Source organism: Pseudomonas sp. SDO5271_S396 (assembly GCF_054071795.1).
This window is the reverse complement of record NZ_JBSVWB010000001.1, coordinates 100,800-116,897: the sequence shown is the minus strand read 5'-3', so window position 1 is coordinate 116,897 and position 16,098 is coordinate 100,800. Positions and strand designations below refer to the sequence as shown.

General features: G+C 63.5%; 13 protein-coding genes. 2 read left to right on the top strand and 11 right to left on the bottom strand.

Annotation, left to right across the window (positions count from 1 at the left end):
- Positions 1–115: 115 nt before the first annotated feature.
- From ACW9IN_RS00515 to ACW9IN_RS00470, 10 genes are all read right to left on the bottom strand, one after another.
- Positions 116–1,060 carry a D-isomer specific 2-hydroxyacid dehydrogenase family protein gene (locus tag ACW9IN_RS00515; protein ID WP_457364025.1) on the bottom strand — a complete coding sequence of 315 codons (945 nt, stop codon included), beginning with the start codon at positions 1,058–1,060 and terminating at the stop codon, positions 116–118.
- Entirely contained in the window at positions 1,057–2,235 is a 1,179-nt protein-coding gene (locus ACW9IN_RS00510; protein WP_457364024.1) for an acyl-CoA dehydrogenase family protein, read from the bottom strand. Before ACW9IN_RS00510 ends, ACW9IN_RS00515 begins: the two co-directional genes overlap by 4 nt.
- A 27-nt stretch (positions 2,236–2,262) precedes the next feature.
- Positions 2,263–3,273, bottom strand: coding sequence for an ABC transporter substrate-binding protein (locus ACW9IN_RS00505; RefSeq protein ID WP_457364023.1), 1,011 nt, complete (start codon positions 3,271–3,273; stop codon positions 2,263–2,265).
- A gap of 13 nt (positions 3,274–3,286) precedes the next feature.
- The gene (locus tag ACW9IN_RS00500) at positions 3,287–3,970 is read right to left on the bottom strand and encodes a peroxiredoxin-like family protein (RefSeq protein WP_457364022.1); all 684 of its coding nucleotides are present in this window, start codon (positions 3,968–3,970) and stop codon (positions 3,287–3,289) included.
- Positions 3,967–5,331 carry an LLM class flavin-dependent oxidoreductase gene (locus ACW9IN_RS00495; protein ID WP_457364021.1) on the bottom strand — a complete coding sequence of 455 codons (1,365 nt, stop codon included), beginning with the start codon at positions 5,329–5,331 and terminating at the stop codon, positions 3,967–3,969. The genes ACW9IN_RS00500 and ACW9IN_RS00495 overlap by 4 nt, the downstream gene beginning before the upstream one ends.
- A gap of 30 nt (positions 5,332–5,361) precedes the next feature.
- Positions 5,362–6,336 carry an ABC transporter substrate-binding protein gene (locus ACW9IN_RS00490; RefSeq protein ID WP_457364020.1) on the bottom strand — a complete coding sequence of 325 codons (975 nt, stop codon included), beginning with the start codon at positions 6,334–6,336 and terminating at the stop codon, positions 5,362–5,364.
- Between the two features lie 339 nt (positions 6,337–6,675).
- Entirely contained in the window at positions 6,676–9,129 is a 2,454-nt protein-coding gene (locus tag ACW9IN_RS00485) for a TonB-dependent receptor plug domain-containing protein (protein ID WP_457364019.1), read from the bottom strand.
- Between the two features lie 158 nt (positions 9,130–9,287).
- The gene (locus ACW9IN_RS00480; RefSeq protein ID WP_457364018.1) at positions 9,288–10,118 is read right to left on the bottom strand and encodes a TauD/TfdA dioxygenase family protein; all 831 of its coding nucleotides are present in this window, start codon (positions 10,116–10,118) and stop codon (positions 9,288–9,290) included.
- Positions 10,119–10,210: 92 nt separating this feature from the next.
- Entirely contained in the window at positions 10,211–11,794 is a 1,584-nt protein-coding gene (locus ACW9IN_RS00475) for a rhodanese-related sulfurtransferase (protein ID WP_457364017.1), read from the bottom strand.
- A complete protein-coding gene (locus tag ACW9IN_RS00470; protein WP_065906162.1) occupies positions 11,791–12,402 on the bottom strand; it encodes a cysteine dioxygenase family protein in 612 nt (203 codons plus the stop codon). Before ACW9IN_RS00470 ends, ACW9IN_RS00475 begins: the two co-directional genes overlap by 4 nt.
- Before the next feature lie 219 nt (positions 12,403–12,621).
- On the opposite strand from ACW9IN_RS00470, the gene ACW9IN_RS00465 reads away from it, so the two are divergent.
- Entirely contained in the window at positions 12,622–13,527 is a 906-nt protein-coding gene (locus ACW9IN_RS00465) for a LysR family transcriptional regulator (protein ID WP_457364016.1), read from the top strand.
- A gap of 187 nt (positions 13,528–13,714) precedes the next feature.
- Complete coding sequence (locus ACW9IN_RS00460; RefSeq protein ID WP_457364015.1) at positions 13,715–14,509, top strand: class II aldolase/adducin family protein; 795 nt, start codon at positions 13,715–13,717, stop codon at positions 14,507–14,509.
- 504 nt (positions 14,510–15,013) lie between these two features.
- On the opposite strand, the gene ACW9IN_RS00455 is transcribed toward ACW9IN_RS00460, so the two are convergent.
- Entirely contained in the window at positions 15,014–16,096 is a 1,083-nt protein-coding gene (locus ACW9IN_RS00455; RefSeq protein WP_457364014.1) for an LLM class flavin-dependent oxidoreductase, read from the bottom strand.
- Between the last annotated feature and the right edge of the window lie 2 nt (positions 16,097–16,098).

Below are 16,098 nucleotides of genomic sequence, written 5' to 3'. Positions count from 1 at the left end.
TTGGGGCCGCTGCGCAGCCCGGCGCAGGCGGTGCGACGATTCGACAAGCCTGCTCACCACAAAAAGCATCAGGGCAAGCCGCTATTTTTGGGGTAAGCAGGACCTATCTCAACTATCAGGCGTTAACCAGGTTCGCCAGTGGCGCACCCGTCACATAACGCTCCAGGTTGGCCAGAAACGCATCGGCGATCTCATACCGGCTTTGGGTCGAAATCGCCGAGGTATGCGGCGACAGCCTGACCCTCGGGTGCGTATACAACGGGTGCCCGTCCGGCAACGGTTCAGGCTCCGTCACATCCAGCGAGGCCAGGCCGATCTGGCCGTTGTCCAGCGCTTCCAGCAGCGCCTCCTGATCCAGCAAACCACCACGCGCAATGTTGATCAGGTGCAGCCCCGGCTTGGCGCTGCGCAGTACGTCGCGGTTGATGATCGTGCGCGTGGCCTCGGTCAGCGGTGCGGCCACCACCAGGTGGTCAGCGCGGGCGAACAGGTCATGGATATCCCTGGCGGTTTCCACCCCCGCACTGAACGGCGTCCGGCTTTGGCGCAGCGCCACGACGTTGATTCCCAGCGCCAGGGCTTTGTGCGCCAGCCGCTCGCCAATCGCACCAAAGCCGAGAATGCCCAGGGTGGTGCCCTTGAGCGGACGCAACGGTGTGAAATGCCACTGCGCGTCTTTCACCCAGATATCCGGCAAATGCTTGGACGCCGCGAAGATCGCCGCCAGGGCAAATTCGGCCAGGTTATCCGCGGCGCTGCCTCTTGAAGTGGTCACTGGCGGGCCGTTGAACAGCCACTGTGGATAGAAGTCGATGCCCGACGACACCAGGTGCACCCACTGCGCCCCGTAGGGCCAGCCCGGTGGCGGGGTGTCCGGCGCGGTATAGCCGCGCACGTTGATGGGGCGCAGCAGCAGGATATTCGCCTGGGGCGGCAAGTCGCTCGGCACACCGGTCGGCACGCCGATCACCTTGGCCTGCGGGTGACTCAGCGCCAGGCGCTGGCGGATCACGGCGTTGAATTCTTCGTCCAGCTGGCTGGCGACAATCACGTGGCTCATGGGCGTTCCTTCTGACGTTGGGCGAAGACGGCCTTGCCGACGCCTTGCAGCACGGCGTCGTTCTGTGGCGTATGCACGCGGCTGCACAGCACGTCGCGGTAATGCCGTTGCAGCGGGCTGTGGCGTGACAGACCGGGGTTGCCCGACGCTTCGATGGCCAGTTCCACCGCGCGGATGGCATTGCCGGTAACCAGGTACTTCAACTGCGCAGCATTGGCCGCCGGGGTGTGGCCGTCGGCAGCGGCGTCGAGCAGGCTGCGGTTGGCGAACAGCAGGGTGTCGATGTGCCCGACGGTTTCCTGAAAGCGTGGCAGGCTGGACAGCGCGGCGCCGAGGTTGGACGGCTTGCGTTCTTCCAGCCAGTTCACCAGCCAGTCCCGCGCGGCCTGCGCCACCGCGTCGTACACCGACGACAGCAATACCGACATCCACAGGAACAGCTCGGCATCGAGCTCCGCTTGCGGGGCGCTCCACGGGCTGACGCTGACTGCGTGGTCCAGCGGTACCAGCACGTTGTCGAGCACGACTTCATGGCTGCAAGTGGCGCGCATGCCCAGGTGATCCCAGGTGTCGATGATGTTCACACCGGGGCTGTCCTTGGGCACCAGCCAGGCGCCTACCAACGGGTCGTCGTCGTCACTGCGCGCCCACACGGTGAACCAGCTCAGGCCATGGCTGCCGGTGGAGTAGATCTTGCGCCCGCTGATGCGCCAGCCTTCGGCAGTGCGCACCGCAGTGGTCGCCGGCAGGCCGCCACGGGCCGGGGTGCCGAGGTCGGGCTCGACGCGCAGGGCGTTGATCAGCGCGCCGTTGCGTACCGCGTCTGCGGCGACTTGCGTACGCAGGTGCGCCGGCCAGCTCTTGCTGTCTTGCAGGCGCGCGTGTTGCAGGTATTGCATCACCAGGATCAACGCGGTGGAGGGCTCGCCCTTGGCAATCGCACTGATCGCCTTGCGCGCCTGGGGCAGGCTGGCACCGCCGCCGCCCAGGGCCTTGGGCACGGTCAGGGCGACCAGACCCAGCGCGTGCAGCCGTTTGAAGTTGGCATGGGGGAAGGCGCCGCTGTCGTCGTACAGGTGCGCGGTGCCGGCCAGCTCGGCGCTGAGGTGTTCGAGCAACGCGTCGAAGTTGGCCACTTCCACGGAACGTAAAGAGGGTTGTGAGGATTGGCTCATGAGGGGCTCGTCGTGTGGAGGGCGGGTTCAGATCGGCAGCAGCTTGAACTGCCGGTCCCATAACGGGCTGACGTCCAGTCGTTCGCTCAACACACCGGCATTGAAAAACAGGTCCGCCACTTCCTGCTGGGAGGCGATGGCCGCGTCGTTCACTTCGCGCAGTTTGTAGGGCTGGCTGCGGCTGTTGTACATGTCGAGGAACACCGCCTTGTCCACCCCAAGCAGTTGCGCGGACTTCGCCGCCCAGGGCTCGGGATTGTTGTTCATCCATTCCAGTGTGCGGGCCTGGCGTTGCAGGTAGTCCTGGATCGCCGTGACGCGCAGCGGGTCCTGCAGTGCGGCGGGGCGGGCGCCGATCAGGTAGTTGCCCGAGAGATAACCCAGGGCGGTTTTCAGCACCCGCGCGCCGCTGCGGAATTTCGCCAGCTGGATAAACACGCCATAGATCACCCAGGCATCCAGCTGGCCGCTCTGGAACGCGCTGAAACCGTCCTGCGGGGTGAGCGGCACGGCGGTGATGTCGTTGAAGGTCAGGCCCTGTTCTTTCAGCGCCTTGATCAGAAAATAGTGGGACGTGGTGGAGCGCACGTACCCCACGCGCTTGCCCTTGAGCTGGTCGATGGTTTCGAGTCTTGAGTCCTTGGGAATCAGGATCACCTGGTTGTTCACATCGCCTTCGAGCACTGCGATCAGCCTGGGTTCGCGGTGGCTCTGGATCGCGAAGATCGGCGGGATCTCGCTCATGCCGCCGATGTCCAGGCTGCCGGAGGCCAGGGCTTCGACAATCAGGTTGCCGCCGGCGAACTCGGCGAAGTCGACCTTGTAGGGACGCTCGGAAACTCCGGCGTCATCGCTGAAGTAGGAGTCCTGGCCGCGATAGGTAGCCACCGCCAGGGTCAGCTCCGAGAGTGTATTGGCGGCGCCGAACGCACGCGGCGCCAGCCCCAGGGAGGACAACCCCAGGGCACCCAGGGCCAGGGAACTGGCGCCGAGAAAGCCGCGACGATTGAACTGTCCGTGTTTGATCGTGTGGGTCATGGTCGGCTCCGAGTCAGATCGCCAGTTGCACAGGCTGTTGGCCCAACAGGTGTTCGACGACGCGCAGCACCGGTTCGGCTTCGGTGCGCACCAGCCAGTCCGGGCTGACCTCGACAAAGGCCACGGTGCCGTCCTGGGCAATCACCACAACGGTCGGTTGCGGCAACTCCCAGGTACCGGTGCCGGTGGTCTCGCCGATGCTGTTGCCCTTGGCCAGCGCGGCGCTGCGTGAGGCTTCGTCGAAGCTGTAGAGGATGCCCAGGCGCCGCCCGAGATTATTGTCCCGGTCGCTGGCTACCAGCAGTTGCAGGTGGTGGCGGGTCTTGATTTCCACCAGGCGCTCCGGCACCTGAGGGCTGACCGCCACCAGCGGCACACCCAGTTCGCGCAAGCGCGGGTATAGCTGGCGTTGGTAATAGGGCAGGGCGATGTTGCACGCCGGGCAGCCGGCGAAGCGGAAGAAGATCAGCACCGCCGGGCCGTCGGCCAACAACAGGTCGCGACTGAGTTCGCCGCCTTCGACATTGAGCAGGGTGAACGGGTCGAGCTCGTCACCCACCTGCACGTAGTCGTCTTCCCGCGCTTCATCCACCAGGCGCTGGCGCTGGTCGATATTGATCTTCAAGGCAGCCGGCGCCCAGGTCGCCACACGTTCGGCGTGCAGGTCGGCCAACTGACGATTGAGGGATTCGCTCATGCCAGCGCCTCCTGCGGTGCTTCGACCTCGGTGGTGACGTTGTAGCGGTTGGTCGGCACGTCCAGGCCGAGGTTGTCGCGCAGGGTCTGGCCGGTGTACTCGGTGCGGAACAGGCCGCGTTGTTGCAACACGGGCACCACCAGTTCGGTGAAGTATTGCAGGCCATCCGGCAGCACCGAGTTGATGATGAAGCCATCGCTGGCGCCGGTTTCGAACCAGGTCTGGATCGCGTCGGCGACCTGCTCGGGCGTGCCTACAAAATCACGCTTGGGCCGCGAGAACCGCAGCGCCACTTCGCGCAGCGTCAAGCCCTCGTCACGGGCCAGTTGCTTGATGCGGTCGGAACCGCCTTTCTGGCTGTTGGAACCGAGGTCACCGAGCTCCGGGAAGGGCGCATCCAGCGGGTACTGGCTGAAGTCGTGGTCGTTGAACGGGCGACCCAGGGCGACGATGGCGTCTTCCACCGTGACCAGGTCCACGGCCTGCTGGTAACGGCTTTCCACCTCGGCGGCATCACGCCCGACGATGGGGCGGATGCCCGGCAGGATCGACAGGCTGTCGGCGTTGCGGCCAAAGCCACGGGCGCGGCGCTTGAGGTCAGCGGTATAGGCCTTGGCCTCGTCGATGTTCTCGACGTGCACGAAGATCGCGTCGGCATTCTCGGCGGCGAAGTTGCGCCCGTCCTCGGAGGTGCCCGCCTGGAAAATCGCCGGCTGGCCCTGGCGCGAGCGGGCGATGTTCAACGGGCCTTTTACCGAGAAAAACTCGCCCTTGTGATTCAGTGCATGCAGCTTGTCGGGGGTGAAAAATTCGCCGCTCTGCTTGTTATAGGCAAAGGCGTCGTCTTCCCAGGAATCCCACAGGCCCTTGACCACGCTGAGGTGTTCCTTGGCGATGCGATAACGCACGGCATGGGGTGGGTGCTCGGCCTTGCCGAAGTTGTCGGCGGTACCGCTGAGCCACGAGGTGACCACGTTCCAGCCGGCGCGGCCGCCGCTGATATGGTCGAGCGAGGCGAACTGGCGCGCCACCTGGTAGGGCTCGGTGTAGCTGACGGTCACGGTGGCGACCAGGCCGATATTCGTGGTCAGCGCCGCGAGCGCCGAGAGGATGGTCAGTGGTTCGAAACGGTTGAGGTAGTGCGGGCTGGACTTGGCGTGGATGTGCAGGCTGTCGGCGATGAACACGAAGTCGAACTTGGCGCTTTCGGCCAATTCGGTTTGCTGCTTGTAGAAACCAAAGTTCGTGCTGGCATTCGGCTGGGCCTGCGGGTGGCGCCATTCGCCCCAGCCGTGTCCGACACCATGCACCATGGCGCCCAGCTTCAAATGACGGGGTTTGGTTTGCTTGGATTTGCTCATGTTCTGCTCCTTGGGGCGCGGTGCGCTTGATCAGCGCGAGGCTTGGGAAATAAGTGCGCGTTTGGCGTTAAAGCTTTTGTCGAAGCCTTGCGATACATCGATGTGTTTAGTCAGCAGGCCTTCTTGCTGGTAAATGTCGGCGGTGGTTTGCAGGCCGCTGATTACCTTGTCGTCAATCGCCACCGGGCTCAGGTGGGTGTCCTTGGCCACGGCCTCGTGCACGGCCAGGGGCAGGCCGGTGATCTTGGCCTGGGCGGCGGCGTATTCGTTGGGGTGTCCGTTGGCCCAGGCGTAGGCGCGGTCGAGCCGTGCGACAAAGTCATCCAGTTGCGCGCGCTTGGCGGCGATGGCCTGGCTGGTCGCCGCAAGGTAGAGGTGGTTGCTCAGCAACTGGTTGCCGCTGATCAGCACGCGGGCCTGGCTTTGGGAGGTGACCACGGTGGTGTAAGGGTCCCAGGTGGCCCAGGCGTCGGCGGTACCGTTGTCCAGCACCAGGCGCGACTCGCTGGGCAGCAGGAAAATGAACTGCACGTCCTGGGTACTCAGGCCGGCGCCGGCCAGGGCCTTGATCGCCAGGTAATGGCCGATGGAACCCCGGCCTGTGACGATTTTCTTGCCCTTGAGGTCGGCCACGGTCTTGATCGGCGAGTCCTTGGGCACCAGTACGGCGGTGGTGTTGCGCCCTTCGGCGTGGATGATGCTGACCACCTTGAGCGAGGCGCCGGCACCCAGGGCGAACACATAGGGCGCATCGCCCAGGGCACCGATGTCCACGGCGCCGGCATTCAAGGCTTCACCCAGGGGCGAGGCGGAGGGGAACTCCGACCACTGGATTTCATAGGGCACATTTTTCGCTTCGCCGGAAACCTCCAGCAGCGCCTTGATCGTGGATTTCTGGTTGGCCACCCGCAGCGGTTGCAGGTCGGCGGCGTGGGCGGTGGTGATCAGGCCGAGGGCCAGGGCGGTGCCCAGGAGCAGGCGTTTGAACGGAGTGACAAAGACCATGGGATACAGGCTCCAGGCAAATCAGAAAGGGGTTGGGCTACCTCCGCCTGGAGAAGGGGTCGGTGAGAGGTTCAAGTTATGCCTATAAAAACTGCCTGTGAAGTTCTTTTTGGTTATATGTTAATTATTAAAATAATTGATTATTTATCGATTGATTATTCTCTTGTTGCATTTGATTGGGCGTGGGGTACACCCCCCATTGTCTAATGTCATGGGTTTTCTGTAGTGAGCAGGCTTGCTCTGCGCCGGGACGCGCAGCGCCCCCAGACCTGCGCCTGCGGTCCGCCAGGAAAACCTCGGTGGCCGCAGCGGGCCCGCAGCCCAGCTCCCGCAACGACCTCAGAAGTTGTACGCCAGGCGCGTGTAGTAGTACGCGCCGCCAAAGCCGAACGGAGAGAATTGCCCGTATTCATAGGCGCCGGCCCAATCCTTGATGCCTTTTTTGTCTGGGTACACGTTGAACAGGTTGTTGGCGCCCAAGGCCACGGTGAAGTGCTTGTCGATGTCGTAGGCGGCATCGATATCGCTGATCCATTTGGCACTGAACGTGCGGTCGTTGATCGGGTTGTTGTCGCCTTCGGTGTAACTGCCGAAGCGGGTCAGCGCCAGGTTCAGGGTGTAGGCGCTGACCTTCCAGTTGGCCGCCAGAATCAATTTGGATTGCGGGGTGGCGACGGTCAGGTCCTTTTGCAGGCGCCGGTCGAAGATCTGGTAGTTGGAGCCCAGGCTGGCCAGTGCAGGCGGGGTGTCCTGAAGTTTTTCGATTTTGGTCTGGTTCCAGTTGTAGGCGAGGCTCCAGCGCACCTGGCCGTAGCGGTCGAGCTGCTGGCGGTATTCATTGACGATGTCGATGCCACGGGTGCGGGTGTCGACAGCGTTGGTGTAGTACTGCGCGTACAACCCCGGCGACAGGCCATTGGCGACCAGGATCTGCGACACCGCCGGCCCGCCCAGCAGGCTGGTGGAGACGATGCGATCACGGATGCCGATCTGGTAAACGTCGGTGGTCAGGCGGTAGTTCGGCGTGGGTTCGTAGGTAAAGCCAACGCTGTAGTTGAGCGACTTTTCCGGCTTGAGTTTTTCGGCGCCCAGGGCCTGGGCCTCGGGGGTGTCCACCGGCAGGACCTTGACCGGCACCGAGACCTGCTGGCCGTTGACCACGCCGCCGGAGGTGAAGGTGGACGACGCATAAATCGTCTGCGCCAGCGACGGTGCGCGAAAGCCATTGTTGATCGTGCCACGCAAGGAAAACTCGGGCGTGAGCTTGAAGCGCGTCGACAGCTTGCCGCTCCAGGTGCTGCCGATGTCCTGGGTGTAACGCTCGTAGCGCGCCGCCGCGCCGACGTACCAACGGTCCGTCACGTCGAGGCCCAGGTCCAGGTAACTGGCGACGTTACTGCGGCTGATCTCGCCGGCATCCGCCGGGCTGGTGCCGTTGTAGGAGGCCAGCCCCGGTAGCGGGGTCTGCCCGGCGAACGGGCCGCTGGGCAACACGTAAGTGCCGGGCGTATAGGACGCGTAGTCGCCGGCCTCGATCTGGTACTTCTCCCAACGGTATTCAAAGCCGAATGCGGTTTGCAGCGGGTGGCCGAGGCCGATGTCGAAGCTGCGGCTCAAGTCCAGGTTGTTGGTCCACTGGTCGAAGATCTGCGAAGCCAGGTTGAACGAGGTCGGACTGGTCGGCCCCCATGACGGGTTGAGCGTGTTGTTGGCGTTGAGCGTGGAATCGTCTTCGCCCCAGGTGGAACTGATGTCGTAATCCCAGCCACCGACCAGGCCCTTGAAACCGCCGGCGATCTGGAAGTCCTTGGTGCGGTTGCGCCGTTGCGCATGAATACCGTCGGGGTAGGGCGTGTTCGGGTCGCCGGCCAGGGAGGTGATTTCGTTGGGACGATAGTTGCCGGTGACCTTGGTGGTCTCCAGGTAACTGGCGGTGGAAAACGAGTAGAACTTGAGGTCATCCTGCAGCGGCAGTTCAAGGTTGTAACTGGCGTTGGTGACTTTCTCGCGGCCCAGGCCATAGCTGGGGTTCCAGCCATGCCGGTTGACGGTCTGGTCACGGCTGTCGGGGGCGGCGGCAGTGCCGTAGAGCCGGCCCGTGGCACTGCCGGTGCGGTCGAAGGGTTCCTGTTCCTTGGTGTCCAGGGCCAGGTTGGCGAAGCCGTCGTTGGGCAGCGCCAGGCCGTAGTTGACGGTCTGGTGCACCGTGTCGCCGTCGCCCGCGCCGTAGCGGCCAAAAGAGGTTTCGGCGCTGCCGCCGCTGTCGTTTTCCTTGAGGATGATATTGATCACCCCGGCAATCGCATCCGAGCCATATTGGGCGGACGCGCCGTCGCGCAGCACTTCGATATGATCGATGGCCGACACCGGGATCAGGTCCAGGTTGACCGGGACCGCCGCCGTGCCGATGCGCGCCAGGTTGTTGATCAGCGCGGTGTTGTGGCGGCGCTTGCCGTTGACCAGCACCAGCACCTGGTCGCCGGACAACCCACGCATGGTCACCCCGCGTACCGACCACGACGTACCGCCGCCGTTGATCGCCGGCAGGTTGAACGAGGGCAGCAGGCGCGCCAGCAATTCCTTGAGGCCGACCTTGCCGCTGGCCTGCAATTGTTCGGCGCTGATCACGTCGATGGGTGAAGGGCTGTCGGCGATGGTGCGCGCCTGGTTGCCGCGGTTACCGGTGACGACCACGGTACCGAGGGTTTTGTCGGGATCTTCGGCGTGGGCGGGCAGGTGCAGCGCGAGCAGACTCAACGCTACCGCGCTGTATTGACTACGGGATGGAGGCATGGGGTTGATTCCAAAAGACGAGAGAACACCGCAAATCTCCTGTGGAAGCGGGCTTGCTCGCGATTACGGTGCGTCAGCCATGGATGAGCCGGCTGAATCAACGCATTCGCGAGCAAGCCCGCTCCCACATGGGATCTGTGCAGGTTTACGGAGTGCGATCAGGCCGCGCTGGCCGCTCTGACCCGATGGGGAATGTCGTCGTAGGCAATCAGCACCCGTTCCATGCGGCGGGGGTAGTCGCCGTAGTTGTAGACCGGGTAGTGCAGGGTGGAGCGGTTGTCCCAGAAGGCCACCGAGCCTGGGCGCCATTTGAAGCGCACCTGGTGTTCCGGCTTGTTGAACTCCTGCAACAGGCGGTCGATCAGTTGCTTGCTTTGTTGCGGGGTCCAGCCGATCACTGACGGGTTTTGCGAGAAATTGATGAACAGGCCATCTTCACCGGTCTCCGGGTGCGTGCGCACCAGTGGGTGGGCGAGGATCGGATAGTCATAGCCAACCTTGTCCAGGGACTTCTTGAAATCGTGCACCACATAGAGGTTGTCGATTTCTTCGCGCAGCTCGTCCGGCAGCGCCCGGTACACCGTGCCGGTGTCGGCCCACAGCGTGTCGCCGCCGACGTCCGGCAAGTCCACGGCGCGCAGCACCGCGCCGAGGGTCGGTTGCAGCAGCCAACTGGTGTCGGTGTGCCAACGCCCGCTGATGCGCGGACCGTAGAGTTTGCGTTCGTCCTGGGCCTCGATCAGGTGCGCGTGGGGGCGCGCCGGATCGTTTTGCCGGGTGGTGGGGTGAACGTACAGCTCGCCGAATTGCTTGGCGAAGGCGATCTGCTGTTCGGTGTCGATGGCCTGGTCGCGAAAGAACAGCACCTTGTGCTTGAGCAGTAATTGGCGCAGTTCATCGCGCAAGGCGGGGGACAGTGGCCGGCGCAGGTCGATACCGGCGATTTCGGCGCCGAGGGTGGGTTCCAGGCGAGTGATGTGCAAGGTCATGCGGGTGTCCTCTCGTTGTGGGTTCAGCCTCCGCCTGGAGAGGGGTCGGATGTGGGGCCTGCACCCTCGGTGGGTGCAGGTGTCGGGGTGGGTCAGATCACGTAGAAACCGTGGGTGCCGTCGCGGCCCAGTTGGGCCACCAGGCCGAACTCCCAGTCGAGGTAAGCCTGCATGGCTTCCTTCGGGTTATCGGTACCTTCGTAAGGGCGGCGGTAGCGGTCGATGCGCGGTGAGGCCAGGTTCGTCTCGCCTTCTTCCAGCGGCAACTGTTCGGCGATCCAGTGGGTGGTGCCGCCTTGCAGCAGGAACACCGGCTTGCCGGTCAGGGCTTCGACTTCGGCCACCGCCAGCCGCGCCAATTGGCTGCTGCCGCACGTGAGCACATAACGCTCGGCCGGCGGTACCTTGGCCAGGGCCTCGGGCAGTTGCGCGCGCAGCGCCCAGAAAGCACCGGGGATATGGCGTTTGACGTAATTCACGCTCGGGGTGAAATCCAGCACCGCCGTGTCACCGTGCTTCAGCCAGTCGGCCAGGGTGTGGGGGCTGATCAGTTCGGCCTGTTGCGGGGCGGGTACCGGGGCGACCCACGCACCGGGCTCACTGAAATGCGCCGGTTGCAGATCGTCCAGCACATGCACCTCCCAGCCCAGTTGCGCGAGCCATGAGGCGGACATATTCGCGCGCACACCGTCGTCATCCGCCAGTACCAGGCGTGCACCGCGCACGCTGGCGACGTGATCGGTCTCTTGCACCAATTGGCCGCCGGGGGTGGAGCGGGCGCCCGGTAGGTGGCCGGCTTCGAATTCTTCCGGAGTGCGCACATCGAACAGGTAGGTGGTGCGCGTCGTGTCCTGCTGCCAGCGTTGCAGGTCGGCGAGGGTGGCGCGACCGACGCGGGCCTTGTCGGCGACACGGCGCGCGTCCACGGCGGCGACCTGGCGATGTTCTTCGCAGGTGGGTGCGAAGCGGCGCGACTGGCCATGGGCGAGCTTCTGCCCGGCCAGTGTCCAGCCGATGGTGCCGTTGCGCAGCGCCGACACCGGGTTGGCCACGCCGGCATTGATCAGCGACTGAGTGCCGATGATGCTGCGGGTGCGTCCGGCACAGTTGACGATGATGCGGGTGGACGGGTCCGGCGCCAGTTCACGGGCGCGCAATACCAACTCGGCCCCGGGCACGCTGATGCCGGTGGGAATGCTCATGGTCTGGTACTCATCGAAGCGGCGCGCGTCGAGTACCACCACGTCGGCCTGGCTGTCGAGCAGCGCCTGTACTTCTTCGGCGGCCAGGGACGGGGTGTGGCGTTCGCTTTCGACCAGTTCGCCAAAGGCTTTGCTCGGTACGTTGACGTCGATGAACAACTCGCCACCGGCCTGGCGCCAGCCTTCCAGCCCGCCTTCGAGCAGCGCCACATCGCTGTAACCCAGATGCAGCAGGCGCTCGGCGGCGCGGACGGCCAACCCTTCGCCGTTGTCATAGACGGTGATGGGCGTGTCTCGGCGCGGAATCCGCGAATACACCTCCAGTTCCAGCTTGGACAGCGGGATGTTCGCGGCGAACAAGGGGTGAGACTCGGCAAACGGCGCTTCCTCGCGCACGTCGACCAGGGCGACTTCTTCACGGTCCAAGAGGGCCTGGCGAATCCGGGCGAAGCTGCGGTGCGATACGGTGCTCATAGGGCAGGGCTCTTTTCTTTGGACAAATCCCAGATGTTCGGGAGGAAGGCGTTGGAATAACCGGAGATAAACAGTTTCTCGCTGCCGTCGGGTTGGTACACCGCGCGGCGCACTGCACCGATATTGGCGCCGTAAACATGAATGCTGATGGACACCTGGTCGCTGTGGGCATTGCTGACCTGGTGGATGTCCCCGACCTTGGGCGACACCGCCTCGACCTGGCCCGGTACCAGTTGAATGGGCTTGCCTTCGGCCACCAGGCGGCCGTCAGGCGCGCGTTCGAAACCCTGGGAAAATTCCGCGCCGCGCAGCATGCCGATCAGGCCCCAGACCCGATGGTCATGGATCGGTGTGCTTTGCCCCGGCCCCCACACAAAGCTGACGATGCTGAAACGCTGGCGCGAATCGGCGTGCAGCAAAAATTGCTGGTAGCGCTCGGGATCGGGTTGGGCGAATTCGTCGGGGAGCCAGTCGTCATGGCTGACCAGTTGCGCCAGCAGCTTGCCGCCACGGTGCAACAGGTCGCCTTCGCGAGGATTGCCGTCGATCAATTCCGCCAGGGCGCCTATGAAGGCTCTGAGTCTCTCGGGGTGTCGGGCCTGGGTCATGACAATTCCATCGTGGATGTTCGGTGGTGATGGGTTTATCTAAGCATAATGTTTATAGTTAATATGCTATTTTTTAATGATTAGCTTATAGCAGAAGGTAATTTAGAACTGGTCTGAATAGCGTTAGACGTTATCGATAGCAGCACGGACTATCCAGAGCGTGTCCGGACAACTATGCTTCGCACACATCTTAATGACGGTTCTCTATGTGCGGTCCAAATGAAAATTGACGATATCGATGCCTTTGTCGAAGTGATTCGTTGCCAGTCCATCAGCCATGCCGCCGAGTCGTTGCAATTGACCCAGCCGGCGATTACCCGTCGTGTGCAGAACTTCGAGCAGGCGCTGGGGGTGGAACTGTTCGACCGCAACACCAAGCCCCTCAAGCCTACGCTGATCGGCACGCGGGTGTATGAACAATGCCGGCTGATCCTGCGCGAAATGGACGCCCTGCGCGAGTTGGTGGCCACCGACGCGCCGCCCACCGGCCTGCTGCGCCTGGGGGTGCCGCAAACCATCGGCGACGTGGTGCTGCTGGATGCGCTCAAACACCTGCGCACCGAATACCCGGACCTGCGCGCCCAGGTCGCCACCGGCTGGGGCAGCCAGTTGGTGGGCAAGATCGAGCGCGGCGAGCTGGACGCGGCGGCGGCGTTGTTCCCGGCGGGCAAGATTTTCCCCGACAACATCATCGGCGAGTCCATCGGCAAGATGGAACTGGTGGTGGTCTGTGCCAAGGCGCAACTGCCGAAGAAACCGTGCAAGCTGGCCGACGTGTACCAGAACGGCTGGATCCTCAATCCGGATGGCTGCGGCTTCCGTGCCGGTTTGCAGCGCACCTTGTCGGACCAGGGCCTGGCCTTGCAGGTCAACCTGGAAACCTTCGGCACCGAGCTGCAACTGGGGCTGGTCGCCGACGGGCTGGGCCTGGGCCTGGTACCCCGCCCGTTACTGGAGCGCAGCGCCCACCGCGAGCAGTTGGCGGCAATGCCGCTCAAGGACTTCAAGCCGGTGATGGACCTGTGGCTGATCTACCCGCATTTCCTGGGCAACCTGCAGGGACCGGTGGATGCGTTTGGCAAGTGGGTGGCGGCTGCGTTGCACAAAATCAGAGACGCCGCATAACCCCCGACCCGATCGTTCCCACGCTCCGCGTGGTAACGCCGCGGGGGACGCTCTGCGTCCTAATTGCTGTGTACTCCTTTTATGAAAAAAAATAATAATTAGCTTAGATTAAAATGTGCTTTTTATTATTTTTTTGCATCCCATAGGCTTGCCTGGAAGTCCTTAAGGCCATCCAGGAAGTTTTGCCATGAGCAGCGTCACCTCGCTATCCAGCGTCTCCAGCAACGTTCGCCAACGTGTCACTCCCGAAGAATGGGAGGTGCGTGTCAAACTGGCCGCCGCTTATCGCCTGGCGGCCCTGTACAAGTGGACCGATCATATCTACACGCACTTTTCCGCCCGTGTGCCGGGGCCGCAGGAGCATTTTCTGATCAACGCCTACGGGCTGTTGTTCGATGAAATCAGCGCCTCCAACCTGGTCAAGGTCGACATCGACGGCACTATCGTCGACGACCCCACCGGCCTGGGCATCAACTACGCAGGTTATGTGATTCACAGCGCTATCCATGCCGCACGTCACGACCTCAAGGCGGTGCTGCACACCCACACCCGCGACGGCATCGCGGTATCGGCGCAGAAGGACGGCTTGCTGCCGATTTCCCAGCACTCCATCGGTTTCTCCGGGCGCGTGGCCTATCACGGCTACGAAGGCGTGGCGCTGGACCTGGACGAGCGTGAGCGGCTGGTGGCCGATCTGGGCGACAAGAGCGTGATGATCCTGCGCAACCACGGCCTGTTGACCGCCGGGATCAGCGTCGAGCATGCCTTTCAGCAACTGCAAGGGCTGGAGCGCGCATGCAATATCCAGATCGCCGCGCAAGCGGCGGGGAATGCGGAACTGGTGTTCCCGCCCGCCGAAGTGGTGGCCAAGGTCGAGAAGCAGGCCGAGGTGTTCAAGGCCGGCGACGGGCCCGGCGTGGCGCGGCACTGGAATGCGCTGATTCGCCAGTTGGAGCGCACGGACACCGACTACAAAAACTGACCCACGGTACACAGCAGATCCAAAAATAGGGGAGCTGGCTTGTCGGGTCGCCGCACCGCTGCGAAAGCGGCGGCACAGCCAACACAGATGCCGTCTGACCCACCGCTTTCGCAGCCTCGCCAGGGCTCGATAGCTCCCACAGGGGATTGGCAGTGGCTGGAAAAACTCCATCAGCAGGGCCATCGCGCCGGGCACTTTCTCCTCAACGACGGAGATCCCCTGTGGGAGCTGGCTTGCCTGCGAAGACGGCGGCACAGCCAACACAGATGCCACCTGACCCACCGCCTTCGCAGCCTCGCCGGGGCTCGACAGCTCTCACAGGGTCTTGCAGTGGCTGGAAAAACTCCATCAGCAGGGCCATCGCGTCGGGCGCTTTCTCACCAACAACAGAGATCCCCTGTGGGAGCTGGCTTGTCGGGTCGCCGCATCGCTGCGATGACATCCACTCGGTACCTCTGAACAACCGAGGTGTTTGTATCGCAGGCGGCCGGTTGGTGTTCCGGATCAAGCGACCTGTTTGGCCCGTTCGCGCTCTGCGATCAGTTGCCGGGTCAGGGGGATCAATCGCTTGCCGTAGTCGATGGCATCCTCGAGCGGGTCGAACCCGCGAATCAGAAATGTGGTAATCCCCAGGTCGTAGTAATCCAGCAGTGCTTCGGCCACTTGCTCGGGCGTGCCGACCAGTGACGTGGAGTTGCCCTGGGCGCCGAGCAAACCGGCAATCCCTGTCCACAAGCGCTTGTCCAGGCGTGAACCCTGCGCCGCCGCTGCGAGTAAGCGGCGTGAGCCTTCGTTTGGCGGTTCACGCCGTACGAACCCGTTCTTCTCGGCGAGTGCCGTGGCTTGTTGCAGGATCTTCTCGGCGCGTGCCCAGGCCAGTTCCTCGGTCTCGGCCAGGATCGGCCGCAACGACAGACTGAAGCGAATCGTACGCCCATGCCTGGCGGCTTCCGCACGGACCTGGGCGACGATTTCACGCACCTGCTCGTAGGTTTCGCCCCACAGCGCGTACACATCCGCATGCTTGCCGGCCACGGCGATTGCGGCCGCGGATGAACCGCCGAAGTACAGCGGAATATGCGGCTGTTGCGGCGACTTCACCGTGGAGTGCGCGCCTTCCACCTGGTAGTAGGTGCCGTCGAAATCGAAGGGCTCGTCGCGGGTCCATTCCTGGCGCACCACGCTCAGGTATTCGTCGGTGCGTGCATAGCGTTCGTCCTTGCCGATATGGCTGCCATCGGCGCGCAGCTCGCGGTCGTCGCCGCCGGTGATGATGTGCACCGCCGTGCGCCCTCCGTTGAATACGTCCAGGGTCGCGAACTGCCGCGCGGCCAGGGTTGGCTGGGCAAATCCCGGGCGATGGGCAATCAGGAATTGCAGCTTTTTCGTGACGCTGGCGGCATGGGCGGCGATCAGCGTGCTGTCCGGGCTGTTGGAATGGAAAGCCACCAGGGCACGGTCGAAACCGGCGGCTTCGTGGGCCCGGGCCACGGTTTCGACGTAGTCCGGTTGCAGGGTCGGGCCGCTGCGCGGGTGAATCTCGGAAGCGTGGTGGCCGCCGATATAGCCGATGAATTCAATGCTCATGG